This is a genomic window from Leisingera sp. SS27, from assembly GCF_028368855.1.
GTDB lineage: Bacteria > Pseudomonadota > Alphaproteobacteria > Rhodobacterales > Rhodobacteraceae > Leisingera.
Map to the genome: position 1 here is coordinate 249,310 of NZ_JAQNCY010000006.1, position 22,278 is coordinate 271,587.

A 22,278-nucleotide genomic window follows, 5' to 3' on the forward strand; every position below is an offset into this window, starting at 1 on the left:
GGGTCGTCTTTGCAAGACATCTACAATGGGGGCGGAGCGAGGAAAACCCGGATATGGCTGCCGCCGGGCGGCCCGGCGGCAGGCTGCTGTCAGTAGAGATTGCGCAGCGTGTCAGGCATCGTGTTGACGATCGAAAGCGATAGGGTGCTCAGCTGCTGCTGTGCCTGCAGGGCCAACAGCTTTGTCGCAGCTTCCTCCATGCTGGTGTCAATCATTGAGCTGACACCGCGGGTGAGCGCATCCGATTGTTTGCTGACATAGTCGCCTTGGTCAGCGAGCTGATTGGCACTAGATCCCAACGCCGCTGAGCCTTCTATTGCGTAGGCAAGAAAGCCTTCGATTTCACCCAAAGCGGTCAGCGCGCTGGCGCCGTCAGTGATTGCCGTCCGGTTGCCGAGGTCGAACAGCGGGCTGCCTTCAAAATCCACACCGTCAACGCTGAGAGTGCTCAGGCTGCCATCGCTGGATACTGCTGATGGCACTGTCAGCCCGGTGCCTCCGGCACCGTCGACATCTGTTTTGAGCAGGTTCACCCCGTTGAAGCCCGAAGAAGAGATGATCGAATTGATCTGCTCTGTCTTTTTTGACATGGCGGCTTCGTACTTGCTGAAGTCGCCCATGCCGCTGCTGGCCATGATGGCCAGTGACCGCATTTCAGTCAGGGTTTCGGTGATCTGCTCCGCCCCGGCTGAGGCAACCGCTACGGTGGCTTCGCCCAGTGACAATGAGTCCGATACAGAGCGCAAGCCGGAAATATCCGAGTTCATGAGCTCAGAGATGGCCCAAAGCGCCGCATTGTCTTGCGCTGAATTGATCGTCTGACCGGTTGAAATGCTGTCTTGCGTTTGGTTGAGCTGAGAATTGACTCCGCCCAATGTCTGCAACGCCACCATCGCACCGGAATTGTTGTGGAAGCTTATCATTCCTCACTTTTCCTTTGATCCTATGCCCTTGCCGGGCGGACAATGGCCGTTCTGACCGTTGCTTGCAGGTCCCTGTCTTCCAGACCTCAGCGCCACCTGGAAGACAGGTGCACGTTAATATCTATTAAGAAATTACAGCATTCCGCGGTCTACTTTGAGGCGAAAACCTGACGGAATTTATCGTCCTTTAGCCGCTTTTTTCTAAAATCTGGCAATACAGATTCTTGAAACCGCGGATTGAGGGGCGCGTTGGGCTGAGCTAAGACGGTCCGCGACGAGGAGAGGACACGAGTTTAAATGCCCAAGAACAAGATCACCGACGAAGAAGCCCTGGCGTTCCACCTGGAGCCGTCTCCGGGCAAATGGGAGATCAATGCGACCGTCCCGATGACCACGCAGCGGGATCTGTCGCTGGCGTATTCTCCGGGTGTTGCGGTGCCTTGTGAGGCAATCGCGGAAAACCCCGAAACCGCCTACGATTATACCAACAAGGGCAACCTCGTTGCGGTGATCTCCAACGGTACGGCGGTTTTGGGGCTTGGTAATCTCGGCGCACTCGGCTCCAAGCCGGTGATGGAAGGTAAGTCGGTCCTGTTCAAACGGTTCGCTGACGTAAATTCGATCGATATCGAACTGGACACGGAAGACCCGGACAAATTTATCGAAGCTGTCAAGCTGATGGGGCCGACGTTCGGCGGCATCAACCTGGAAGACATCAAGGCGCCCGAGTGTTTCATCATTGAGCAGAAGCTCAAGGAAGAGATGGACATTCCTGTGTTCCACGACGACCAGCATGGCACGGCGGTGATCTGTGCGGCGGGTCTGATCAACGCGCTGCATCTGTCTGGCAAGAAGATTGAGGATGTAAAGATCGTTCTCAATGGTGCCGGCGCGGCGGGCATCGCCTGTATCGAATTGCTGAAGGCTATGGGTGCACGGCATGAGAACTGCATTGTTTGCGACACCAAGGGCGTAATCTATCAGGGCCGCACGGAGGGGATGAACCAGTGGAAATCGGCGCATGCGATCAGCACTGATCTGCGCACACTTGAGGAAGCAATGCGCGGGGCCGATGTGTTCCTCGGCGTGTCGGTCAAGGGGGCGGTGACCCAGGAGATGGTCGCCTCCATGGCCGACAATCCGGTGATCTTTGCCATGGCCAACCCGGATCCGGAAATCACGCCGGAAGAGGCGCATGAAGTTCGCGTGGATGCCATTGTTGCCACTGGCCGGTCGGACTACCCGAACCAGGTCAACAACGTGCTGGGCTTCCCTTACCTGTTCCGCGGTGCGCTGGATATTCATGCACGCGCCATCAACGACGAGATGAAGATCGCCTGTGCCCACGCGCTGGCCGCACTGGCGCGCGAGGATGTGCCCGACGAGGTGGCGCTGGCCTATGGCAAGTCACTGACTTTTGGACGCGACTACATCATTCCGACCCCGTTTGATCCGCGTTTGATCCACCGGATCCCGCCGGCCGTGGCCAAGGCGGGTATGGATACCGGTGCGGCGCGGCGCCCCATCGTGGACATGGATGCCTATGAGGTTGGCCTGAAATCCCGGATGGACCCGACGGCGTCGATCCTGCGCGGCCTGAACGCCCGGGCGCGCTCCGCCCAGTCGCGGATGATCTTTGCCGAGGGTGACGATCCCCGGGCGCTGCGTGCCGCAGTGATGTACCAGCGCTCCGGCTTTGGCAAATCGTTGGTTGTTGGCCGTCAGGAAGACGTGCGGGTCAAGCTGGAGAAAGCCGGCCTTGGAGATGCGGTGCGCGAGCTGGAAATTATCAACGCAGCCAACACGCCGCATTTCGAGATGTATAAGGATTTCCTGTACAACCGCCTGCAGCGCAAAGGTTTTGACCGAAAAGACATCCACCGCCTTGTAGGCCGTGACCGGCATGTGTTCTCCAGCTTGATGCTGGCGCATGGTCATGGCGACGGTCTGGTCACCGGTGCAACCCGGAAGTCGGCGCATGTGCTGGACCGGATCAACCATGTGTTTGACGCCGATGCCGACCACGGTGTGGCAGGTGTGACCGCACTGCTGCACAAGGGCCGGATCGTGCTGATCGGTGACACGCTTGTGCACGAATGGCCGGATGAAAATCACCTGGCGAATATTGCCGAGCGTGCTGCCGTAGTTGCCCGCCACATGGGACTTGAGCCGCGGGTGGCTTTTGTCAGCTTCTCCACCTTCGGCTATCCGGTATCGGAGAGGGCTGAAAAGATGCATGTCGCGCCGACCGTGCTGGATCAGCGGGGGGTGGATTTCGAGTATGAAGGCGAGATGACCGTCGATGTTGCCCTGAACGAACGTGCGCAGCGGTATTATCCTTTCCAGCGCCTGACCGGTCCGGCCAACATCCTGATTGTGCCTGCCCGCCATTCTGCTTCCATTTCAGTCAAACTGATGCAGGAAATGGGCGGCGCTACAGTGATCGGCCCGATCCTTTCCGGCATCGACAAGCCGATCCAGATCTGCTCGACCACCTCCACCACCAATGACATTCTCAACATGGCGGTTCTGGCGGCCTGTAACATCGGGTGATCTGATATGGCAATCTGGAACCTCGGCTCGATCAATGCGGACATGGTCTATGCAATGCCGCATTTGCCGGCGGCGGGGGAAACCCTTGCCGCCCTCAGCCTTGACCGCTTTCTTGGCGGCAAGGGCGCCAATATGTCCGTCGCTGCCACCCGTGCAGGCAGCGACGTGCACCATATCGGTGCTGTGGGGCCTGACGGCGATTGGGCGGTGAAGCGTCTTGAGGAATACGGGGTTGGCATCAGCCATATCGTCCAGGCGGACACTCCAACCGGGCATGCCATCATCGCGGTGGATCCTGAGGGAGAAAACCAGATCCTTCTGTTTCCTGGGGCAAACAGGACGCTGAACCGGGAACAGGTGAATCAGGCTCTGTCCCAAGCAATCGCCGGCGATATTCTGGTTATGCAAAATGAAACCAGCATGCAGGCAGAGGCGGCGCAGCTGGGGCGGAAGATGGGGCTGCGCGTCTGCTATGCGGCCGCACCGTTTGATGCAGAAGCGGTGCAGGCAGTTCTTCCGTACCTGGATTTTCTGATCCTCAATGAGGTCGAAGCCCAGCAGCTTAAGCAGGCCACAGGAAAAGAGCCTGGCGGGTTGGGCATTAAGGATGTGATTATCACCCTGGGTGCCAAGGGCGCGCGGCATATCGACGGGGAGACGGGCGCGGTCAGTGATGTGCCCGCCTTGGCGGTCACGCCAGTCGATACAACCGGTGCAGGCGATACGTTTACAGGCTATGTCCTGTCAGGCTTGGACTTGGGTCTTACCGTTGCGGAGGCGATGGAACAGGCCAGCCGCGCCGGGGCGCTTATGGTTACGCGCCGGGGCACGGCTGATGTCATTCCAACTTTGGAAGAAGTTCAAGCCGCCGCGTTCTAATTCAGGACGGCATAGACTCAGTGGCCCTTGGCAAACGGGGCCGCGCTGCCCCAAAGCTTCGCGACCCTGGCGTCCCGCCCGCAGGCTTGGCGGTAACGCTTGTAAGCTTCGGCCTGCCGTTTGGGGCCGAACCGCGTAAACACCAGGCTTTGACCCTTGTAATAGTCTTGGTGGTAGTCTTCCGCCTTATAGAACGTTCGGGTTTCCAGAACCGGGGTAACGATGTTCTGCCCCAAGGCGTGCTGTGCTTCGGCCTTTACCTCTTTCGCCAGCGCTTCTTCTTCCGAGTTGGAGACAAAGATTGCGGTGCGGTAACTGTCCCCGCGGTCACAGAATTGGCCACCTGCGTCTGTCGGATCAACAGATCGGAAAAACAATTCCAGCAGCCGCTTGCGAGAGACTTTGGTGGGGTTGAATGCTATTTGTACGGCCTCATAATGTCCCGTCCCACCACGGGTAACGTCCTTATAAGTGGGGTTCTGCGTCTTGCCGCCGGTGTATCCAGACACGGCTTCGATGACGCCCGGCACACTTTCGAAATCGCTTTCGACGCACCAGAAACAGCCACCGGCGACGGTCAGAACTTCTGTTGCCTGAGCGCGCGCCGGGTTGCTGTGCGCGACAAGGCCGATGGCAATTAGACTGGTAAGTACAAAAGGTTTCAGTTTCTCCAGAACTCGCATTTCCGACTCCATGCTGCCTTGCTGACAGCCTGCCGGCTGCAGAGGGTTCTCTCAACCCGGCAAGTCAGGATTTCACGGACTGGTGACAGCACGTTATCGTTTGGATTCCGGATCCAATCTTACTAACGTGCCGGCCAAGGAGGATCCCATGAGCGATAAAATGAGCACCCATCAGGCTGAGGAAGATCAGCGCAACGAAGAGATCCTGATCTATCTGAATGGTGAAGTTGTACCCAAGACCGAGGCCAAGGTTAGTGTATATGACAGCGGGTTCATGCTGGGCGACGGCGTGTGGGAGGGGCTGCGGCTGTACAATGGCACCTGGGCGTTCATGGATGAGCATCTCGACCGGCTGTTTGAGGCTGCCAAGGCAATAGATCTGGACATCGGCCTGGACCGAAACGGTGTAAAAAATGCTTTGTTTGAGACGCAAAATGCCAATGGGATGACGACCGATGCCCATGCCCGGCTGATGGTGACGCGCGGTGTGAAAACCCGGCCGTTTCAGCATCCTTCACTGTCGCGCCAGGGGCCGACGATGACAATTATCATGGAACATTCCCGCCCCAATCTGCCGCGCCCGATAAAGCTGGCAACAGTGCCGCATATCCGGGGGCTGCCTATGACACAGGATCCCAAGCTCAATTCGCATTCCAAGCTGAACTGCATCCTTGCCTGTATCGCGGCGGAGAAGGCCGGCGCAGATGAGGCGCTGATGCTGGACGTGAATGGCTTTGTGAATACCACAAACGCCTGCAACTTCTTCATCGTGCGCAAGGGGGAGGTTTGGACCTCTACCGGTGATTACTGCATGAATGGAATTACCCGCCAGAAAGTGATCGACCTCTGCCGCGAAAACGGCATCCCGGTCTACGAGAGAAATTACTCTCTGGTAGATACATATGGCGCGGACGAGGCCTTCCTCACCGGGACTTTTGGTGCGCAAACCCCGGTTGGCAGCATCGATGGCCGCCAAATCGGCGAGGGGCAAATGGGTCCGGTGACAGAGCGCATCCGCGGCCTCTACAAAGCGCTGATCGGGAAGGAGTGCGCCTGATGCGGATTGCCATGTGGTCGGGGCCCCGGAACCTCTCGACGGCAATGATGTACGCTTTTGGCAACCGCGGCGATTGCGCCGTAGTGGATGAGCCGTTTTACGCCGCCTATCTGGCGATGACCGGGCTCGATCACCCGATGCGTGCGGATATTCTGGAAAGCCAGCCGCAGGATCCCGAGACCGTGGCGCAAGCGCTGCTGGGGCCGGTGCCGGCAGCCAAGCCGTTTTTTTATCAGAAGCATATGACCCAGCATATGATCCCGGGTGTTCCGCGGGACTGGATGCGGGAAGTCACGAATGTATTTCTTATCCGGCACCCGGCCCGGGTAATTGCGTCTTATGCGGCGAAGCGGCAGAGCCCGGTGCTGGAGGACATAGGATTCCGCCAGCAGGCAGAACTGTTTGACCTTGTGCGCAGCTGGGGGCAGGTGCCGGTAGTGGTGGACAGCCATGACATCCGCGAGGATCCGGCGGCCAAGCTGGAGCAGCTGTGTGAGATGATCGGGATGCCTTATTCACCGAAGATGCTGAGCTGGCCCAAAGGCGGCCACAAGGACGACGGTGTCTGGGCGGCGCATTGGTACGGCGCTGTCTGGACTTCCACCGGATTTGCGGGCCCCGAAGGGCCCTTGCCGGATGTGCCGGAGGAATTGCAGCCGATCTTGCAGGCAGCGATGCCCTATTATGAACAAATGAAGGCTGCCAAAATCTGATGGGCTGAGGGGAGTTGCCCCTCGCGCCTGCGGCGCTAAGCCCCGGGAACTTGCCACCCGAAATGGATTAGCTGATCAGCTTGCTTAGTTTCATAGCAACGCCCATGTCACCGGAAATCTTGATCTTGCCCATCATGACCGCTGTCATCGGATTGAGGTTTCCGGTCAGCAGCTTTTTCAGGTTTTCAGCCGACAGCCGCAGCGTGCAATCTGTTTCGCGGTCATCTGTGCTGGCGCTTCCGTCAGACAGGACAATCACACCGTCCGTTCCGCAATCGAATTTCAGCGACCCGTCGAAACTTTTCCCGGCCAGGCCATCCCGGATCCCGGCTGCTATTTCGTCCAGTGCCATCTTGTCCTCCTGCATTTTGCAAGAGGGTTAGGCAGAGGCATGATAGCGGACAAGATTGACTAAGGGAAAGGCGGGTAGATTACGCAGCGGCAAGTGCGGCCTTGGTCATCGGGCATGGCTGGCCGCCGTAGAATGCACTCAGAACCTTTCGGAATTCCGTCGACGCGCCGGGTACGGCGGCAAACAACGTCATCGAAGAGCGCAGTTTCTTTGCGTCGATGTCGCCAAGTATTTGTGCAGCGTCCGTGCCCTGATGAGACAGTATGAGCCGGCTGACCTCGACCAGTCGGGCACGCAATACCTCGTGATTCAAATATGCTGTGGCTTCGGCCAGATCTTCGATCCCGTAAAGCTGCGCCATATGGGACCGGCCAAGTTCAGCCAGCTGAGGAAAGACGAACCACATCCAGTGACTCGTCTTCTGACCTGCAGAGAGTTCGCTCAGGACAGCCGTCCAGACGGTGTCCTGAGCTTCGACGAACATGTCCAGCTCTTCCGCGAAGTCGTCCTCGAACTCGCCGTCTATGCCGTCGTTGCCACTCACTTCTTGATGCGGCGTTCGCGGGCGGCCAGCAGTTTGAGACGCAGGGCGTTGAGCTGAATGAAACCTGCGGCATCCTTCTGATCGTAAGCGCCGGCGTCTTCCTCGAAGGTCACATGTGCCTCGGAGTAGAGCGAGTTTTCGGACCAGCGGCCAACGGTGTTCGCTGAGCCTTTGTAAAGCTTCACGCGGACGGTGCCGGAGACATGTTTCTGGCTTGCGTCGATGGCGGCCTGCAGCATCTCACGCTCGGGGCTGTACCAGAAGCCGTTGTAGATCAGCTCCGCGTATTGCGGCATCAGCTGGTCCTTCAGGTGCATTGCACCGCGGTCCATTGTGATGGATTCGATGCCGCGGTGGGCTTCCAGCATGATGGTGCCGCCCGGAGTCTCATAGATGCCGCGCGACTTCATGCCGACAAAGCGGCCTTCAACCAGGTCAAGGCGGCCGATCCCGTGCTTGCGGCCGTATTCGTTCAGTGTGGTCAGGATGGTTGCCGGGCTCATAGCTTCGCCGTTGATGGCAACCGGATCACCTTTTTCGAAGGTGATTTCGATGAATTCCGGTGTGTCCGGTGCGTCCTCGGGGTGGACGGTGCGCTGGTAGACGTAATCGGGCGCCATTTCCGCCGGATCCTCCAGCACTTTGCCCTCAGAAGAAGTGTGCAGCAGGTTTGCGTCGACCGAGAAGGGGGCCTCGCCGCGCTTATCTTTGGCGATCGGGATCTGGTGCGCCTCAGCAAATTCCAGCAGCTTGGTGCGCGAAGACAGGTCCCACTCGCGCCAGGGTGCGATCACCTTGATGTCGGGGTTCAGCGCATAAGCCGCCAATTCAAACCGGACCTGGTCGTTGCCTTTGCCGGTGGCGCCGTGGGAAACCGCATCTGCGCCGGTAGCTTCTGCAATCTCAACCAGGCGCTTAGAAATCAGCGGGCGTGCGATGGATGTGCCCAGCAGGTACAGGCCTTCGTAGACCGCGTTGGCGCGGAACATCGGGAACACGAAGTCGCGGACAAATTCCTCGCGCACATCTTCAATGAAGATGTTTTCCGGCTTGATGCCCAGCATCTCCGCCTTCTTGCGGGCGGGTTCCAGCTCTTCGCCCTGGCCGAGATCGGCGGTGAATGTGACAACTTCGCAGCCGTATTCGGTCTGCAGCCATTTCAGGATGATCGAGGTGTCGAGGCCGCCGGAATAGGCGAGCACAACTTTCTTGGGCGCGGACATGGAATTCCCTCTCAGGTCAGAACGCCTGCGGCGTATCGGGTTTTGGCCGCAAGGGCAAGGTTTTCCGGGGTTTTCTAATTCACCTGGCACGCATACCGTGCGCGGCGAAAATGAAGGATCTTTTGGAGAACGTCTGCGATGAAAGCGTGGTCGATTTTTGCTCATTCACTTGGAATGGTTATTCGCAACTTGAGGGAGGCGGTTCAGATAGCCTTAGTTCCGTCAGTAATCGCTTTTGGGCTGTTGCTGGCGCTGGGATCGGCGGCGGGGCTGAGTCTGTCTGCATTTTCGGATCCTGTTGCAATGGATCAGTTGATTTCAGACAGCCCGGGTAGTTTTGCTGGTGGTATTTTTGCGTTCTGGGTGTTGATCACGGTCACGATGCTTTGGATTGTAGTCTCCTGGCATCGTTTTGTTCTGCTGGAAGAATACCCGTCCGGCTGGGTGCCGGCTTTCCGGTTTGACCGCATACTGTCCTATTTTGGGCATGGTTTGCTTCTGGCGCTGGTCGCCTCTGTTATGATGATCCCTGTTTTTCTGCTCATTATGGCTGTTTCCGCAGTTTCGCCGGTTGTTTCGATCTTAGTAATGGTTGCCGCATACTTGGCCGTGCTGGTTGCGATGTACCGGCTGGTGCCGGTGCTGCCGGCCGCGGCAATTGGTAAGAGTTTGAAACTCAAAGAAGCCTGGAACGCGACAGCCGGTGCCAATGGGACAATTATTGCACTCTTCCTGATAATGATTGCTTTCCAGATTCTGGTGCAGCTTGCGGCAGCAGTTGTACTTCTGATCCCGGTCATCGGTGCCATCATAGTCCTTGCCGCGATGCTTATACTCTCTTTGGTAAGCGCCAGTGTCCTGACCACGTTCTACGGCCATTACGTCGAAGGCCGCCCGATCTAGCTTCCCGGTATTCTTATGTATGCTTCGCACCCGCCCCTTGCCTTGGGGGCGGGCATGCGCCACTGAAGGATGCATGAGCGATTTCAAGACCCAAGCCCGCGCTGCTGAACAGGCAATGCGCGATGTATTCCCTGCAACTCCGCTGCAGCGCAATGTGCATCTGTCCGAACGCTTTGGCGCGGACATTTACCTGAAGCGCGAAGACCTGAGCCCGGTCCGTTCCTACAAGATCCGCGGCGCAATGAATGCGATGCGCAAACAGCCGGATCAGGAGCTGTTTGTCTGCGCCTCGGCTGGTAACCATGCGCAGGGCGTGGCCTTCATGTGCCGCCAAATGGGCAAGCGCGGGGTGATCTTCATGCCCGTCACCACGCCGCAGCAAAAGATCCAAAAGACCCGGATGTTCGGTGGAGACAACATTGAGATCCACTTGGTCGGTGACTATTTCGATGTCTGCCTGGCCGCCGCGCAGGAATGGTGCGCGCAAGAGGGCGGTCATTTCCTGTCGCCCTTTGACGATGCAGATGTGATCGAAGGACAGGCTTCCATCGCAGTGGAAATCGAGCAGCAGCTGGGCAAAGCACCCGATCACGTGCTGCTGCCGGTCGGCGGCGGAGGCATGTCTGCGGGTGTTTCCTCGTGGTTTGGCGACGAAGTGCACAGTCTGTTTGTGGAGCCGGACGGCGGTGCCTGCCTGCGTGCGGCGCTGTCGGCAGGCAAATCGGTGCCGCTGGATGCAGTCGATACTTTTGTGGATGGCGCGGCAGTGGGGCGGATCGGCGATTTGCCATTTGATATCCTGAGAAACGTGCCGCTGCCGGACGTGCTTGCAATTTCTGAGGACCGGATCTGTGCGACGATCATCGAGATGCTTAACGTCGAGGGCATTGTTTTGGAGCCGGCAGGAGCGCTGTCGGTTGAGGCGCTGCATGATGTGCGCTCCTGGATCCGCGGCAAAACCGTGGTTTGCGTTACATCCGGAGGTAACTTCGATTTTGAACGGCTGCCTGAGGTGAAGGAGCGGGCGCAACGTTATTCGGGGGTGAAGAAATACTTCATCCTGCGGCTGCCGCAACGGCCGGGTGCGCTAAAGGAATTCCTCGGCATATTGGGGCCTGAGGATGATATCGCCCGCTTTGAATACATGAAGAAGTCGGCGCGTAACTTTGGTTCCGTTCTCATCGGGATAGAAACCAAGCGGCCGGAGAATTTTGAGCAACTGTTTGCGCGTCTTGATGCTGCGGGCATGACCTACACGGACATCACCAGCGACGAAACTTTGGCGCAGTTTGTTATCTGACCCGGAGCGGGGATCAGAATTTTTCGGACAGGCCGGCCAGAAAAGCAGACTTGGATGATTGGAAATTGGCGATGATTGCGGAGACATCGACGCCTTCTGCTTCCCCCTGTGCAGACTTCCGCTCGCCATCCAGGCACATTGAGGAAAACTCTTCAAATCCAAGGTTGAGCGCACTGCCTTTCAGAAAATGCAGGTCCTGCTCAAGCTGGCGGCGGTCGCCCCCTTCCAGCTTGCCGATGACTTCTTCGACCTCTTCCAGGAAAATATCGACAACTTCCCCGAAATCCTCGGCGCCTACCTCTTCGCGCAGCTCTGTCACGCGTGGCCAGTCAATCATGTGATACGTCCTTACGATCTTTCGCTGTGCGCAGCATCTTAAGTTGCTTGCAGTAAAAATATGGTGAAATAAAGTAGGAAGCTCAAATTTTAGGCTTCACCGCCTGTTAAATCTCTGGGCCGATAGTGACACAAGATCTTCTGATTTTGCCATTTGTGAGGTGCCTTCGGTGCTGCCAGAAAGTTCGATGGACGACGAGGACCAGACAGTGGCCGGATCAATACGCCGTGTGCTGGTTGTGGACGACAGCCGCCTGCAAAGACGCATTCTTGTGGCGTCTCTCAAGAAATGGGGATTCGAGGTCGTCGAAGCCGACAGCGGCGAGGCAGCCATGGAGATATGCGAGCAGGAGACCCCTGATCTGATTCTCAGCGACTGGATGATGCCAGGAATGAACGGGCTGGAGTTTTGCCGTGCGTTCCGCGCCCGTGCCAGCGAGGACTATGCCTACTTCATCCTTCTGACCTCCAAGAGTGAAAAGAATGAGGTCGCTGAAGGGCTTGATGCAGGTGCCGATGATTTTCTGACGAAGCCGGTCAGTTCTGATGAACTTCGGGCACGGATCTCTGCCGGCGAGCGGATCTTGCGGATGCAGCGGGAGCTTTCTGAGAAGAACCGCATCGTGTCGGAAACCTTGGGTGAACTGCAGCGGGTCTATGACGCAATCGACAAAGATCTGATTCAAGCCCGAAAAATCCAGGAATCCCTGGTACCTGAGCTTTCTAGGGAATTCGGTTCTTCCACGGTTAGTCTGCTGCTTAAGCCTTGCGGCCATATCGGCGGGGACCTGGTCGGGATGTTCTCGCCCGGTGTGAATCGAATCGGCTTCTATTCGATCGATGTGTCTGGCCATGGCATCACCTCTGCCATGATGACGGCGCGTTTGGGCGGTTACTTGTCTTCCAACTATTTTGACCAAAACGTGGGCATGGAGAAGCGTTTTAACCGGTTCTACGCCCTGCGCCAGCCGGAAGAGGTTGCCAGCCTTCTGAACGCACGCCTGATCGCCGATACTGGGATCGAAGAGTATTTCACGATGGCGTATTGCATCGCTGACCTGCGCAGCGGGGGCGTCAAGATGGTGCAAGCGGGCCACCCGCACCCGCTGCTGCTGCGTAAATCCGGTGAAATGGAATTCATTGGCAAAGGGGGCGTGCCTGTCGGCTTGGTACCGGACATCGGCTACAGCCAGGAAGAATTCACGATGGAGCGCGGCGACAGGTTGCTGCTGTTTTCTGATGGATTCACCGAAGCGCGGCTGGAGGATGGGTCGATGCTCGAGCCCGAGGGCCTGCTGGATTTGGTGCAGAAGTGCGGACCGGAGCAGAATGGCAAGGAGTTCCTTGACGACCTTTATTGGCATCTGACCCAAATAATGAGCAAGGAACATGGGTTGGAAGATGACGTCTCCGCCACCTTGTTCGAATACCAAGGGCCATAGCCGCGTTTTTTTTGCTGCTGAGTGCTGACGTCCCGGCTGCGGCTGGGATTTTGTGTTTAGTTCTGCCGCCGCCGCCGCAGGCCGACTGCCAACTGAGCGGCAAAGTGGCGGTCTCCGGCATTGCCAAGTTTGGCTGCAGCTTCTGAAGGGTCTATCCAGAGCGCTTCATGCCCTTGTTCTGCCGGTGGACCGACCCTGCGCAGAGGCCATGCCACATAAATGTGGCAAAGTTTCTCAGCCCAAAGATCGTATTCCGGCATGTAGGCAAAACGCCTGAAGGCGCCCAGTTTACGCGGGTCGTGAATTTTCCATCCGGTCTCCTCATAAACTTCCCGGTGCAGCGCGGGGATCGGAGATTCGCCAGGATCAATGCCGCCTCCAGGCAGCTGCAGATCCGGATGGGGATCATACTGGCAGGTGATCAATAGTTTACCGTCACGGGGCAGAAGAGCATAAACTCCCGGGCGCATCCGGTAGCGCCGGCCCTTTTCCGGTGTGTCGCCAAAACGTCTGATCAAGGGCCGGCCCCTTCACTCTAGTGTCGTTTCTCCTATATAGCCCCGGTATGCCAATCCCCGGCGCGTAAGGAAACCCCATGACTCTTGGTTCGAAAATCGCGTGGGACGACACCGTCCTGCCATTCCAGCTTGATGCTTCGGATATGCGCGGCCGCGTTGCGCGGCTGGACGGCGTTCTGGACGGCATCCTGAAACAGCACGACTACCCGCCTGTGGTCGAGGCGCTGGTTGCCGAAATGGCACTGCTGACGGCATTGATCGGTCAGACGATTTCCCTGCGCTGGAAGCTGTCGCTGCAGGTGCAGTCCAAAGGGGCGGTGCGGATGATCGCAACCGATTACTATGCGCCGCGAAAGGAAGGCGAGATCGGCCAGATCCGCGCCTATGCCAGTTTTGACCGCGACAGGCTGACGGACAGCAATCCTTTTGACCAGGTGGGTGAAGGCTATTTCGCCATTCTGATTGATCAGGGCAATGGCACCCAACCTTATCAGGGCATCACGCCGCTGTCGGGCGGGTCGCTGAGTGCTTGTGCGGAAGCCTATTTCGCGCAGTCAGAACAATTGCCGACTATGTTTAAGCTGAGCTTTGGAAAATCGGCGGAACCTGGTGTAGCTGAGCATTGGCGCGCCGGCGGTGTTATGCTGCAGAGCATGCCCAAGGCGTCGCCCTTTGCCGCGCAGGCCGAAGGGGCCGGAGAGGTCCTGCAGGCAAGTGACCTGGTTTCCGGGGATGAGGAGGAGAACTGGAACCGCGCCACTACGCTGCTGAATACGGTGGAAGAGCTCGAGCTTATAGGTCCGTCGGTAACCCCCACAGATCTTCTGATCCGATTGTTTCACGAGGAACAACCGCGGGTCTATGATACCCAGCCAGTGCGCTTTGGCTGTACTTGCTCAGAGGACAGGGTACGGCAAAGCCTGTCGATTTATTCAGCCAGGGACATCCAGCATATGACCACGGAAGATGGCAGGGTGACTGCCGACTGCCAGTTCTGCGGCGCTCATTACGATCTGGACCCTGCAAGCGTGGGATTTGAAGCGGATAACCCGCCCAGTGAGTGACCCTGTCCAGGATCTGGTGAACCGGATTTCTGCTGCCCTGAGCGGTCAGGGCGGCGGCTCGTCCGATTTTGATCTGAATCCTGGCGCCGGGCTGCCGGCAGGGCGCAAGCTGCGCCCGGCTGGTGTGCTGGTTCCCGTCACCATTGCATCGGGCACGCCGCGTCTGATTCTGACGAAGCGGTCCTCAGCACTGAAGCATCATCCGGGTCAGATTGCCTTTCCTGGCGGCAAGGTGGACGCTGGCGACAAGGACGCCTGTGCCGCTGCACTGCGGGAGGCTTGGGAAGAAATTGGCCTGCCGCAAAACCTTCCTCAGATCATCGGCTGTTTGCCGGAGCATGAAACCGTGACCGGATTTTCCGTGACCCCAGTGGTTGCGCTGATCCGGAACCATTTTGAGGAGCGGGCGGAAACCGGTGAAGTTGCAGAGGTGTTTTCGGTCCCGCTGGAACATGCTCTGGAACCGGAAAACTATTTCATCGAATCCCGCCGCTGGCGTGGCAGCCGCCGCAGTTACTATACCGTTCCCTACGGACCGTATTACATTTGGGGGGCCACCGCGCGTATTCTGCGCGGGTTCGCGGCCCGGATGGAGGGGGAATGCAGCTAGATCAGCCTTGGCTGAAGAACCCGGGAACGCAGGCGGTGTGCCAAGCCGTTGCTGCCGATGGTGCGCAAGTGCTGTTTGTCGGCGGCTGTGTGCGCAATGCGCTGTTGGGTGCACCTGTTTCCGATATTGACCTTGCCACTGATGCACGTCCCGAGCAGGTGATGGAACTTGCCGCCCGAGCGGGGATCAAGGCGGTGCCGACGGGAATAGACCATGGCACGGTGACGCTGGTGAAGAACGGCATCCCGCATGAGATAACTACCTTCCGCAAGGACGTGGCCACTGATGGCCGCCGGGCTGTAGTGGCGTTCTCCAATGACATAGCCGAAGATGCCCGCCGTCGCGATTTCACCATGAATGCTATTTATGCGCGCCCGGATGGCGGCCTAGTGGACCCGCTGGGTGGTCTGGCGGACCTCAGAAGGCGCCAGGTGCGGTTCATCGGGTCGGCGGAAAACCGGATCCGGGAGGATTACCTGCGCAGCCTTCGCTATTTCCGCTTTCACGCCTGGTACGGCGATCAAACAGAGGGATTTGACGAGGTTGCGCTGGCGGCGATTGCGGCCAACTTGGATGGGCTGGCCGCTTTGTCCAGGGAGCGGATTGGGGCCGAATTGTTGAAGCTGCTGGCGGCACCCGATCCGGCGCCGTCGGTTGCCGCGATGCGTCAGGCTGGTGTCCTGTCGAGCATTCTGCCCGGGGCTGATGACAGAGCACTGGCACCGCTTGTTCATCTTGAGGCCGGGCGAACTGCTTCTGGCATCCGCCGTCTTGCGGTGCTGGGCGGCGAAGACCTGCAGGAAGCGCTGCGGCTCAGCAAGGCTCAGGGTTCTTACATCGCTGCAATCCGGGAGGCTGCCATTGGTACCGCTGGCGCAAGTGAGCTAGGGTACCGGATGGGAGCTGAGAAGGCCTTGGATACGCTGCTGCTTCGCGCTTCATTCCTGGAACAGCCGCTCTCAGCTGATGTCGAAACGTATATCGGGCTGGGCGCCAGTGCGACGTTCCCGGTAAAAGCCCGGGACCTTCTGCCGAACCTGAAAGGGCCGGAACTGGGCACTGCTTTGAAAGAACTCGAAGCGGATTGGATCGCCTCGGGTTTCAGCCTCAGCCGGGAAGAGTTGCTGAAATCTGTCCGCTGACAGGGTCATGTCAGCAGCGTTACAACCTTGGGGGGTGACAAGACGGAAAATCTTGCGTACCCATTAGGCAGCCACCACATGACGGAGGAATGCTGATGTATTACGGGATCTGGTTTCTCTAACGCCTGAGACCTCGCCCGTGTGACGTGGGAGCCTTGGGCCGCCCACTGACTTCATCTGTATTCCGATTTGCTCAAACGCTGGAGCACCCGCATGTTTCGCTTTTTCGAAAACCTCATTGATCCGTATTGCGCCTACCCGGAAACCAATACGCCGCCAACGCGGCTTTGGCCGTTCCTGCGCGACTATTCCAAGCCGTTCAAAAGGATCTTCGTGCTGACCGCGCTGATGTCGGTGATTGTCGCTGCAATTGAGGTCGGGCTCATCTACTACATGGGCCGCGTCGTAGACATCATGTCCGGCACACCTGAGCAAGTCTGGGAGGATTACGGTACTGAACTCATTCTGGTCGCCCTGTTCATCTTGCTGCTGCGGCCGCTGATCCAGCTTTTGGATGTTGTGCTTCTAAACAATGCGATTCTACCGAACTATGGAACCTTGATCCGCTGGAGAGCGCACAAGCATGTGCTGCGACAGTCTGTGGGATGGTTCGAGAACGATTTTGCCGGCCGGATTGCCAACCGGATCATGCAGACACCACCCGCTGCGGGGGAGGTCATCTTTCAGGTTTTTGACGCGATCACATTTTCGCTGGCCTATCTGGTAGGCGCGGCGGTGTTGCTGTGGTTTGCAGACGTTCGGCTGATGCTGCCGCTGGCAGTGTGGTTCACGCTGTATGCAATGCTGGTGATGTGGACCGTCAAAAGGGTTGGGCCGGCCAGCCAAGCATCGTCTGATGCGCGTTCTACAGTGACGGGGCGGGTGGTCGATAGCTATTCCAACATTCACTCGGTCAAGATGTTTGCCCACCATGACCGGGAACTGACCTATGCCAAGGATGCGATCGAAAACACCCGTAAGACGTTCCAGGCGGAGATGCGAATCTTCACTGTTATGGACGCCACGCTGGTCACCCTGAACGGGCTTCTGATTGTTGGAGTTGTGGGCTGGGCGGTGATGTTGTGGATGCAAGGCTCCGCTTCCGTCGGGCTTGTGGCTGCGGCGACGGCGCTGACTCTGCGTCTGAATGCAATGACCGGCTGGATCATGTGGGCGCTGACGTCCTTCTTCCGGCAGCTGGGTGTTGTCGCAGAGGGCATGGAGACGATTGCCCAGCCGATTGATCTGGTGGATGCAGCCAATGCGGAACCGCTGCAGCTGACAAAGGGAGAAATCGAACTGCGCAATCTCTCGCACCACTACGGGCGCGAGGCTGGCGGGCTGGACAAGATCAGCCTAACCATCCAGCCCGGTGAAAAAATCGGATTGATCGGGCGTTCAGGTGCCGGAAAATCGACCTTGGTGAAACTGCTTTTGCGGTTCTATGACGCCGAGCGCGGTCAGATCCTGATTGACGGTCAGGATATCCGATGTGTTACTCAGGATAGCTTGCGCAGCCGCATCGGCATGGTGCAGCAGGACAGTGCGCTGATGCACCGGTCGGTGCGGGACAACCTCCTGTACGGCCGTCCGGACGCAACAGAAGAGCAGATGATTGCTGCCACCAAACAGGCGGAGGCGCATGCGTTCATTCTGGACCTTGAGGACCCGCATGGGCGGATGGGGTATGATGCCCATGTCGGTGAACGCGGGGTCAAACTCTCAGGTGGGCAGCGACAGCGGGTTACTTTGGCACGGGTGATCCTGAAGGATGCGCCGATCCTGGTTCTTGATGAAGCGACATCTGCGCTGGATTCCGAAGTCGAAGCGGCCATTCAGGAGACCTTGTACGGCATGATGCAGGGTAAGACGGTGATCGCCATTGCACATCGGCTGTCCACCATCGCGCAGATGGACCGTATCCTGGTGATGGACCAAGGCCGTATAGTTGAAGAGGGGTCTCACGAGACGCTTTTGCAGGCGCAGGGGCTTTATGCGCAACTCTGGGCGCGCCAGTCCGGCGGCTTCCTGAATATTGAGGCAGCAGAATGAACATCGGAAATTTGATCGACGCTTTCCGCCCGGCCTGCGGGCCTCCGCCGCAAAGTCTAGGGGCCTTCCTGCGCTGGTGCCTTGCCGGCGCCTGGCCGATGCTGGTGCTGGCGGCCGCATTTTCAGCACTGGCCGGCGGTATGGAGGCAGGCACGGCATTTATCCTTGGCATGGTGATTGACACGGCCATCGATAGCGGACCAGAACAGTTTTTCTCCGTTGGGAATGTTGCTGTTATTGCCCTGGCTCTGGGGTTCTTCCTGTTTGTGCGCCCGGTGCTGTTTGGCCTGTCGGCGGCGTCCAATGCGATCATCGTGCAACCGAATGTGAACCCGATGGTGCTGTCGCGCCTGAATCGTTGGACATTGGGTCAGTCAGTGCGGTTTTTTGACGATGATTTCGCCGGACGTATCGCCCAGAAACAGATGCAGACGGCCTCGGCAGTAACTTCAGTCACCACTGAAGTGATCAACGTGGTGGCGTTTGCACTAGCATCGTTGGCAGGTTCGCTGGCCTTGCTAGGCTCTATTGACTTGCGCATCACTGGTCTGTTTCTGGCGTGGCTCGTCGCTTATTTCGCGCTGATCCGATGGTTTTTGCCACGCATCCGCAAACGGTCTGGCACGCGGGCCGGTGCGCGGGCGATGGTGACTGGCCAGGTTGTGGACTCGATCACCAACATTAAGACGGTGAAGTTGTTTGCCCATGCCGATCATGAGGAGCGTACCGCTTTGGATGCGATGGTCGAGTTTCGGGAAAAGTCGCTTGATTTTGGCTACCTCTCTGCCAGCTTCCGCTTCTGCCTCATGTGTTTGGCAGGCATTCTGCCGGTTTTGCTGATCGGAGCGACTCTGTTCCTTTGGAAATCAGGAACGGCAACTGAAGGTGATATCGTGGCAGCTGGCGCTGTTTCAATCCGGATTGCACAAATGACCGGTTGGGTCAGTTTCACGCTGATGGCGATTTACTCCAATGTGGGTGAAATCGAAAACGGCATGAAAACCCTGGCAGTGCGCGACAGGGTGGTAGACGCGCCAGAGGCAATGCCGCTTGTGGTTAGCGAAGGCGGAATTGTCTTTGATCAGGTGGAGTTTGCCTATGGCCGCGATGTCGGCGGGGTGCAAGGGATCGATCTGACCATACACCCAGGTGAAAAGCTGGGTATAGTCGGTGCTTCTGGGGCGGGAAAGTCGACGCTCGTTTCGCTCCTGCTCAGGCTCTATGACGAAGAGAAAGGCCGCATTCTGATTGATGGTCAGGAGATTTCCCAAGTCACGCAGAACTCTTTGCGCAGCCAGATTGGCATGGTCACGCAGGAGACTGCCATGTTCAACCGCTCCGCGCGGGAAAACATCCTGTACGGCCGGCCGGACGCTTCAGAGGCCGATCTGATTGCCGCGGCCAGAAAAGCAGAGGCACATGAATTCATCACTGAATTGGAGGACGGACAGCGGCGCACAGGCTATGATGCTCACCTTGGCGAACGTGGTGTGAAGCTTTCTGGCGGGCAGCGGCAACGGATAGCCCTGGCACGTGCAATTCTGAAAGACGCACCGATCCTCGTGTTGGATGAGGCGACCTCTGCATTGGATTCTGAGGTCGAAGCATCGATCCAGACTGCATTGCACCGTGTGATGGAAGGCAAAACTGTTCTTGCCATTGCGCACCGTTTGTCGACGCTGAGCGAAATGGACCGGATTGTCGTGATGGAAAAAGGCAGGATCGCAGAAACTGGCAGCCATCAGGAATTGCTGGTGAAAGGCGGTCTTTATGCCTCCTTCTGGGCGCGTCAATCTGGTGGTTTCATCTGCACGGATGATGAACAAACAGCTGCAGCTGAGTAATCATTCCAGCGCATTTTGCTTTTGCTGGCAGGAATGGCGGGGTAATGAGCGCCCATGACTGACGCAGCCAGAACCACAGCAACAATCAGCCGGCTGGGCCATCAGGGCGATGGCGTAGCCGATGGTCCCTTGTTTGCTCCGCGCACCCTGCCGGGCGAGATTGTCAGCGGCATCGCCGAGGGCAGCCGCCTGACACAGGTCCGAATTGAAACGCCATCTGAACACCGGGTGCAGCCGTCCTGCCGCCACTACAAGGCTTGCGGCGGCTGTCAGCTGCAGCATGCCAGCGACGCCTTTGTGGCACAGTGGAAAACAGACGTTGTGCGCAATGCCTTGTCTGCGCAGGGGCTTGAGACCGAGTTCCGGCATATTCAGACGTCTCCTCCAAGGTCCCGCCGCCGGGCCACATTGGCTGTAAGGCGCACGAAAAAAGGGGCGATGGCCGGGTTCCATGGCCAGGCATCGGATGTGATTACTGAAATTCCGGACTGCCAGCTGCTGGAGCCAGACTTGCTGGCAGCCGTTCCAGTTGCAGAGGCGCTGGCCCTAGCCGGTGCCAGCCGGAAGTCGCCGCTGGCGGTGACTATCACTTTGTCTGAAGCAGGCCTCGATATGCTGGTGCGTAACGGTAAACCGCTGGACGGCCCATTGCGGATCGAACTTGCACAATTGGCTGAAAGACACCGGATCGCTCGGCTAACTTGGGAAGACGAGCCGGTGGCGATGGAGCAGCCGCCAGTGCAGCCCTTTGGCGCGGCACATGTTTGTCCGCCCCCTGGCGCATTCTTGCAGGCTACCCGCGAAGGCGAGGCTGCATTGCTGACAGCGGTGCTGGATATTACCAGAGGCGCCAAGCGGATCGTGGATCTTTTTGCCGGCTGCGGCACCTTCTCGCTGCCTCTGGCGTCGGTGGCCGAAGTGCATGCGGTTGAAGGCGAGCGGGAGATGGTGAAGGCCTTGGACGCCGGCTGGCGCAAGGCAAAGGGGCTGAAGAAGGTCACTACCGAGGCCCGTGACTTGTTTCGCAACCCTTTGCTGCCGGAGGACCTCAATCCCTTTGGTGCCGAGTTTGAAGCCGCCGTTATCGATCCGCCCAGGGCCGGAGCAGAGGCGCAGGTGGCACAGTTGGTCAAGGCTCGGACGCCGGTGATCGCCTATGTGTCTTGCAACCCAGTCAGCTTTGCCCGTGATGCAAAGTTGCTGGTTGAGGCAGGCTATGAGCTGGCCTGGGTTCAGGTTGTTGACCAGTTCCGCTGGTCAGCACATACCGAGCTGGCCGCAAAATTTGCCCTGAAAGACTAAAATGACGGATATTCAAGTGATGACACCAACCCGACGCCTGGAAGCCATTCTGGATAGCAGCCGTTTTGGCCGTTTCATCACGGCCGTGATTCTGATCAATGCCGTAACTCTTGGGTTGGAGACCGCGCCATCAGTTATGGAACAAGTTGGCGGGCTGATCCACTTGATCGACAAGGTCTGCCTTTCAATCTTTGTTATCGAGATTCTGGCCAAGCTGCTGGTACGCCGGCTGCGGTTTTTCCTGAGCGGCTGGAATGTATTTGACTTCATAATCGTGGGCATTGCTCTTGCACCTGGCACCCAGGGGCTGTCGGTCCTGCGGGCACTGCGAATCCTGCGGGTTCTACGAGTGATCTCTGTTGCTCCGCGGCTGCGCCGGGTGGTTGAGGGGTTCATCACCGCACTGCCCGGGATGGGCTCCGTGTTTTTGCTGATGGCGATCATCTTCTACATCGGCTCTGTCATTTCGACCAAACTGTTCGGTCAGGATTTTCCGGAATGGTTCGGTAACCTCGGCCTGAGTGCCTATTCGTTGTTCCAGATCATGACACTGGAAAGCTGGTCGATGGGAATCGTGCGCCCGGTTATGGAAGTGCATCCGCATGCTTGGGCGTTTTTCGTGCCGTTCATCATGGTCACGACGTTTGCAGTGGTGAACCTTCTGGTCGGCCTGATTGTGAACTCGATGCAGGATGCTCACGGCGAAGAGGAAGGTGAGCGAACCGATGCGTACCGGGATGAGGTGCTGAGCCGGCTGGAGGCAATTGAGCAAAAGCTATCCAATCAGCCGGTTCAGGACAGGAAATTGTGAATTTCCTTAACAGAGCTTTCGCGCTAA

The 22,278-nt window shown here is 57.9% G+C and carries 21 protein-coding genes; 14 read left to right on the plus strand and 7 right to left on the minus strand.

Annotation, left to right across the window (positions count from 1 at the left end):
- Positions 1–89: 89 nt before the first annotated feature.
- Complete coding sequence (locus N6L27_RS14850; RefSeq protein WP_271908076.1) at positions 90–923, minus strand: flagellin; 834 nt, start codon at positions 921–923, stop codon at positions 90–92.
- Positions 924–1,220: 297 nt separating this feature from the next.
- Here N6L27_RS14850 and N6L27_RS14855 point away from each other — a divergent pair, with 297 nt between their 5' ends.
- Complete coding sequence (locus tag N6L27_RS14855; protein WP_271908077.1) at positions 1,221–3,476, plus strand: NADP-dependent malic enzyme; 2,256 nt, start codon at positions 1,221–1,223, stop codon at positions 3,474–3,476.
- A gap of 6 nt (positions 3,477–3,482) precedes the next feature.
- Positions 3,483–4,355, plus strand: coding sequence for a ribokinase (locus N6L27_RS14860; RefSeq protein WP_271908078.1), 873 nt, complete (start codon positions 3,483–3,485; stop codon positions 4,353–4,355).
- A gap of 17 nt (positions 4,356–4,372) precedes the next feature.
- Here N6L27_RS14860 and msrA read toward each other — a convergent pair whose 3' ends face one another.
- Complete coding sequence (gene msrA, locus N6L27_RS14865) at positions 4,373–5,038, minus strand: peptide-methionine (S)-S-oxide reductase MsrA (protein ID WP_271908147.1); 666 nt, start codon at positions 5,036–5,038, stop codon at positions 4,373–4,375.
- A 148-nt stretch (positions 5,039–5,186) separates the two neighbouring features.
- Here msrA and N6L27_RS14870 point away from each other — a divergent pair, with 148 nt between their 5' ends.
- Together N6L27_RS14870 and N6L27_RS14875 are read left to right on the plus strand one after the other, a co-directional pair.
- On the plus strand, positions 5,187–6,095 hold the full coding sequence (locus N6L27_RS14870; protein WP_271908079.1) for a D-amino acid aminotransferase: 909 nt from the start codon (positions 5,187–5,189) through the stop codon (positions 6,093–6,095).
- Positions 6,095–6,808: an HAD family hydrolase gene (locus N6L27_RS14875; RefSeq protein WP_271908080.1), complete on the plus strand. Its 714-nt coding sequence runs from the start codon at positions 6,095–6,097 to the stop codon at positions 6,806–6,808. The genes N6L27_RS14870 and N6L27_RS14875 overlap by 1 nt, the downstream gene beginning before the upstream one ends.
- A gap of 67 nt (positions 6,809–6,875) precedes the next feature.
- Here the strand turns inward: N6L27_RS14875 and N6L27_RS14880 are convergent, their stop codons facing one another.
- The 3 genes from N6L27_RS14880 to N6L27_RS14890 form a co-directional block, all read right to left on the minus strand.
- Positions 6,876–7,160, minus strand: a complete 285-nt coding sequence (locus tag N6L27_RS14880; protein ID WP_271908081.1) for an SCP2 sterol-binding domain-containing protein — start codon at positions 7,158–7,160, stop codon at positions 6,876–6,878.
- Positions 7,161–7,239: 79 nt separating this feature from the next.
- On the minus strand, positions 7,240–7,704 hold the full coding sequence (locus N6L27_RS14885) for a DUF1810 domain-containing protein (RefSeq protein WP_271908082.1): 465 nt from the start codon (positions 7,702–7,704) through the stop codon (positions 7,240–7,242).
- Positions 7,701–8,927 carry an argininosuccinate synthase gene (locus N6L27_RS14890; RefSeq protein WP_271908083.1) on the minus strand — a complete coding sequence of 409 codons (1,227 nt, stop codon included), beginning with the start codon at positions 8,925–8,927 and terminating at the stop codon, positions 7,701–7,703. Before N6L27_RS14890 ends, N6L27_RS14885 begins: the two co-directional genes overlap by 4 nt.
- A 138-nt stretch (positions 8,928–9,065) precedes the next feature.
- Between N6L27_RS14890 and N6L27_RS14895 the strand changes: the two genes are divergently transcribed.
- Together N6L27_RS14895 and ilvA are read left to right on the plus strand one after the other, a co-directional pair.
- The gene (locus tag N6L27_RS14895; RefSeq protein WP_271908084.1) at positions 9,066–9,830 is read left to right on the plus strand and encodes a hypothetical protein; all 765 of its coding nucleotides are present in this window, start codon (positions 9,066–9,068) and stop codon (positions 9,828–9,830) included.
- A 73-nt stretch (positions 9,831–9,903) separates the two neighbouring features.
- Positions 9,904–11,130: a threonine ammonia-lyase IlvA gene (gene ilvA, locus N6L27_RS14900; RefSeq protein WP_271908085.1), complete on the plus strand. Its 1,227-nt coding sequence runs from the start codon at positions 9,904–9,906 to the stop codon at positions 11,128–11,130.
- Positions 11,131–11,143: 13 nt separating this feature from the next.
- Here the strand turns inward: ilvA and N6L27_RS14905 are convergent, their stop codons facing one another.
- Positions 11,144–11,467, minus strand: coding sequence for an Hpt domain-containing protein (locus N6L27_RS14905; protein ID WP_271908086.1), 324 nt, complete (start codon positions 11,465–11,467; stop codon positions 11,144–11,146).
- 187 nt (positions 11,468–11,654) lie between these two features.
- Between N6L27_RS14905 and N6L27_RS14910 the strand changes: the two genes are divergently transcribed.
- Positions 11,655–12,908 (plus strand): PP2C family protein-serine/threonine phosphatase, encoded by a 1,254-nt coding sequence (locus N6L27_RS14910; protein ID WP_271908087.1) that lies wholly within the window; start codon positions 11,655–11,657, stop codon positions 12,906–12,908.
- 56 nt (positions 12,909–12,964) lie between these two features.
- Here the strand turns inward: N6L27_RS14910 and N6L27_RS14915 are convergent, their stop codons facing one another.
- Positions 12,965–13,426 (minus strand): NUDIX hydrolase, encoded by a 462-nt coding sequence (locus N6L27_RS14915; protein ID WP_271908088.1) that lies wholly within the window; start codon positions 13,424–13,426, stop codon positions 12,965–12,967.
- Positions 13,427–13,503: 77 nt separating this feature from the next.
- Here N6L27_RS14915 and hslO point away from each other — a divergent pair, with 77 nt between their 5' ends.
- The 7 genes from hslO to N6L27_RS14950 all read left to right on the plus strand — a co-directional run bounded on the left by hslO (position 13,504) and on the right by N6L27_RS14950 (position 22,251).
- On the plus strand, positions 13,504–14,490 hold the full coding sequence (hslO, locus tag N6L27_RS14920) for an Hsp33 family molecular chaperone HslO (RefSeq protein WP_271908089.1): 987 nt from the start codon (positions 13,504–13,506) through the stop codon (positions 14,488–14,490).
- The gene (locus tag N6L27_RS14925; protein WP_271908090.1) at positions 14,483–15,100 is read left to right on the plus strand and encodes a CoA pyrophosphatase; all 618 of its coding nucleotides are present in this window, start codon (positions 14,483–14,485) and stop codon (positions 15,098–15,100) included. Before hslO ends, N6L27_RS14925 begins: the two co-directional genes overlap by 8 nt.
- Positions 15,091–16,242 (plus strand): CCA tRNA nucleotidyltransferase, encoded by a 1,152-nt coding sequence (locus N6L27_RS14930; RefSeq protein ID WP_271908091.1) that lies wholly within the window; start codon positions 15,091–15,093, stop codon positions 16,240–16,242. Before N6L27_RS14925 ends, N6L27_RS14930 begins: the two co-directional genes overlap by 10 nt.
- A 213-nt stretch (positions 16,243–16,455) precedes the next feature.
- Complete coding sequence (locus N6L27_RS14935) at positions 16,456–18,294, plus strand: ABC transporter ATP-binding protein (protein ID WP_271908092.1); 1,839 nt, start codon at positions 16,456–16,458, stop codon at positions 18,292–18,294.
- Positions 18,291–20,138 carry an ABC transporter ATP-binding protein gene (locus N6L27_RS14940; RefSeq protein ID WP_271908093.1) on the plus strand — a complete coding sequence of 616 codons (1,848 nt, stop codon included), beginning with the start codon at positions 18,291–18,293 and terminating at the stop codon, positions 20,136–20,138. Before N6L27_RS14935 ends, N6L27_RS14940 begins: the two co-directional genes overlap by 4 nt.
- Before the next feature lie 54 nt (positions 20,139–20,192).
- Complete coding sequence (locus N6L27_RS14945) at positions 20,193–21,440, plus strand: class I SAM-dependent RNA methyltransferase (RefSeq protein ID WP_271908094.1); 1,248 nt, start codon at positions 20,193–20,195, stop codon at positions 21,438–21,440.
- 19 nt (positions 21,441–21,459) lie between these two features.
- Positions 21,460–22,251, plus strand: coding sequence for an ion transporter (locus N6L27_RS14950; RefSeq protein ID WP_271908095.1), 792 nt, complete (start codon positions 21,460–21,462; stop codon positions 22,249–22,251).
- Positions 22,252–22,278 lie beyond the last annotated feature (27 nt).

Coding starts and splice junctions, on each gene's coding strand:
- N6L27_RS14880 (WP_271908081.1), bottom strand. CDS start 7,160: ATGGCACTGGACGAAATAGCAGCCGGGATCCGGGATGGCCTGGCCGGG.
- N6L27_RS14930 (WP_271908091.1), top strand. CDS start 15,091: ATGCAGCTAGATCAGCCTTGGCTGAAGAACCCGGGAACGCAGGCGGTG.
- N6L27_RS14890 (WP_271908083.1), bottom strand. CDS start 8,927: ATGTCCGCGCCCAAGAAAGTTGTGCTCGCCTATTCCGGCGGCCTCGAC.
- N6L27_RS14855 (WP_271908077.1), top strand. CDS start 1,221: ATGCCCAAGAACAAGATCACCGACGAAGAAGCCCTGGCGTTCCACCTG.
- N6L27_RS14875 (WP_271908080.1), top strand. CDS start 6,095: ATGCGGATTGCCATGTGGTCGGGGCCCCGGAACCTCTCGACGGCAATG.
- N6L27_RS14860 (WP_271908078.1), top strand. CDS start 3,483: ATGGCAATCTGGAACCTCGGCTCGATCAATGCGGACATGGTCTATGCA.
- N6L27_RS14905 (WP_271908086.1), bottom strand. CDS start 11,467: ATGATTGACTGGCCACGCGTGACAGAGCTGCGCGAAGAGGTAGGCGCC.
- msrA (WP_271908147.1), bottom strand. CDS start 5,038: ATGCGAGTTCTGGAGAAACTGAAACCTTTTGTACTTACCAGTCTAATT.
- N6L27_RS14950 (WP_271908095.1), top strand. CDS start 21,460: ATGACACCAACCCGACGCCTGGAAGCCATTCTGGATAGCAGCCGTTTT.
- N6L27_RS14945 (WP_271908094.1), top strand. CDS start 20,193: ATGACTGACGCAGCCAGAACCACAGCAACAATCAGCCGGCTGGGCCAT.
- N6L27_RS14935 (WP_271908092.1), top strand. CDS start 16,456: ATGTTTCGCTTTTTCGAAAACCTCATTGATCCGTATTGCGCCTACCCG.
- N6L27_RS14940 (WP_271908093.1), top strand. CDS start 18,291: ATGAACATCGGAAATTTGATCGACGCTTTCCGCCCGGCCTGCGGGCCT.
- ilvA (WP_271908085.1), top strand. CDS start 9,904: ATGAGCGATTTCAAGACCCAAGCCCGCGCTGCTGAACAGGCAATGCGC.
- N6L27_RS14870 (WP_271908079.1), top strand. CDS start 5,187: ATGAGCGATAAAATGAGCACCCATCAGGCTGAGGAAGATCAGCGCAAC.
- hslO (WP_271908089.1), top strand. CDS start 13,504: ATGACTCTTGGTTCGAAAATCGCGTGGGACGACACCGTCCTGCCATTC.
- N6L27_RS14895 (WP_271908084.1), top strand. CDS start 9,066: ATGAAAGCGTGGTCGATTTTTGCTCATTCACTTGGAATGGTTATTCGC.
- N6L27_RS14850 (WP_271908076.1), bottom strand. CDS start 923: ATGATAAGCTTCCACAACAATTCCGGTGCGATGGTGGCGTTGCAGACA.
- N6L27_RS14910 (WP_271908087.1), top strand. CDS start 11,655: ATGGACGACGAGGACCAGACAGTGGCCGGATCAATACGCCGTGTGCTG.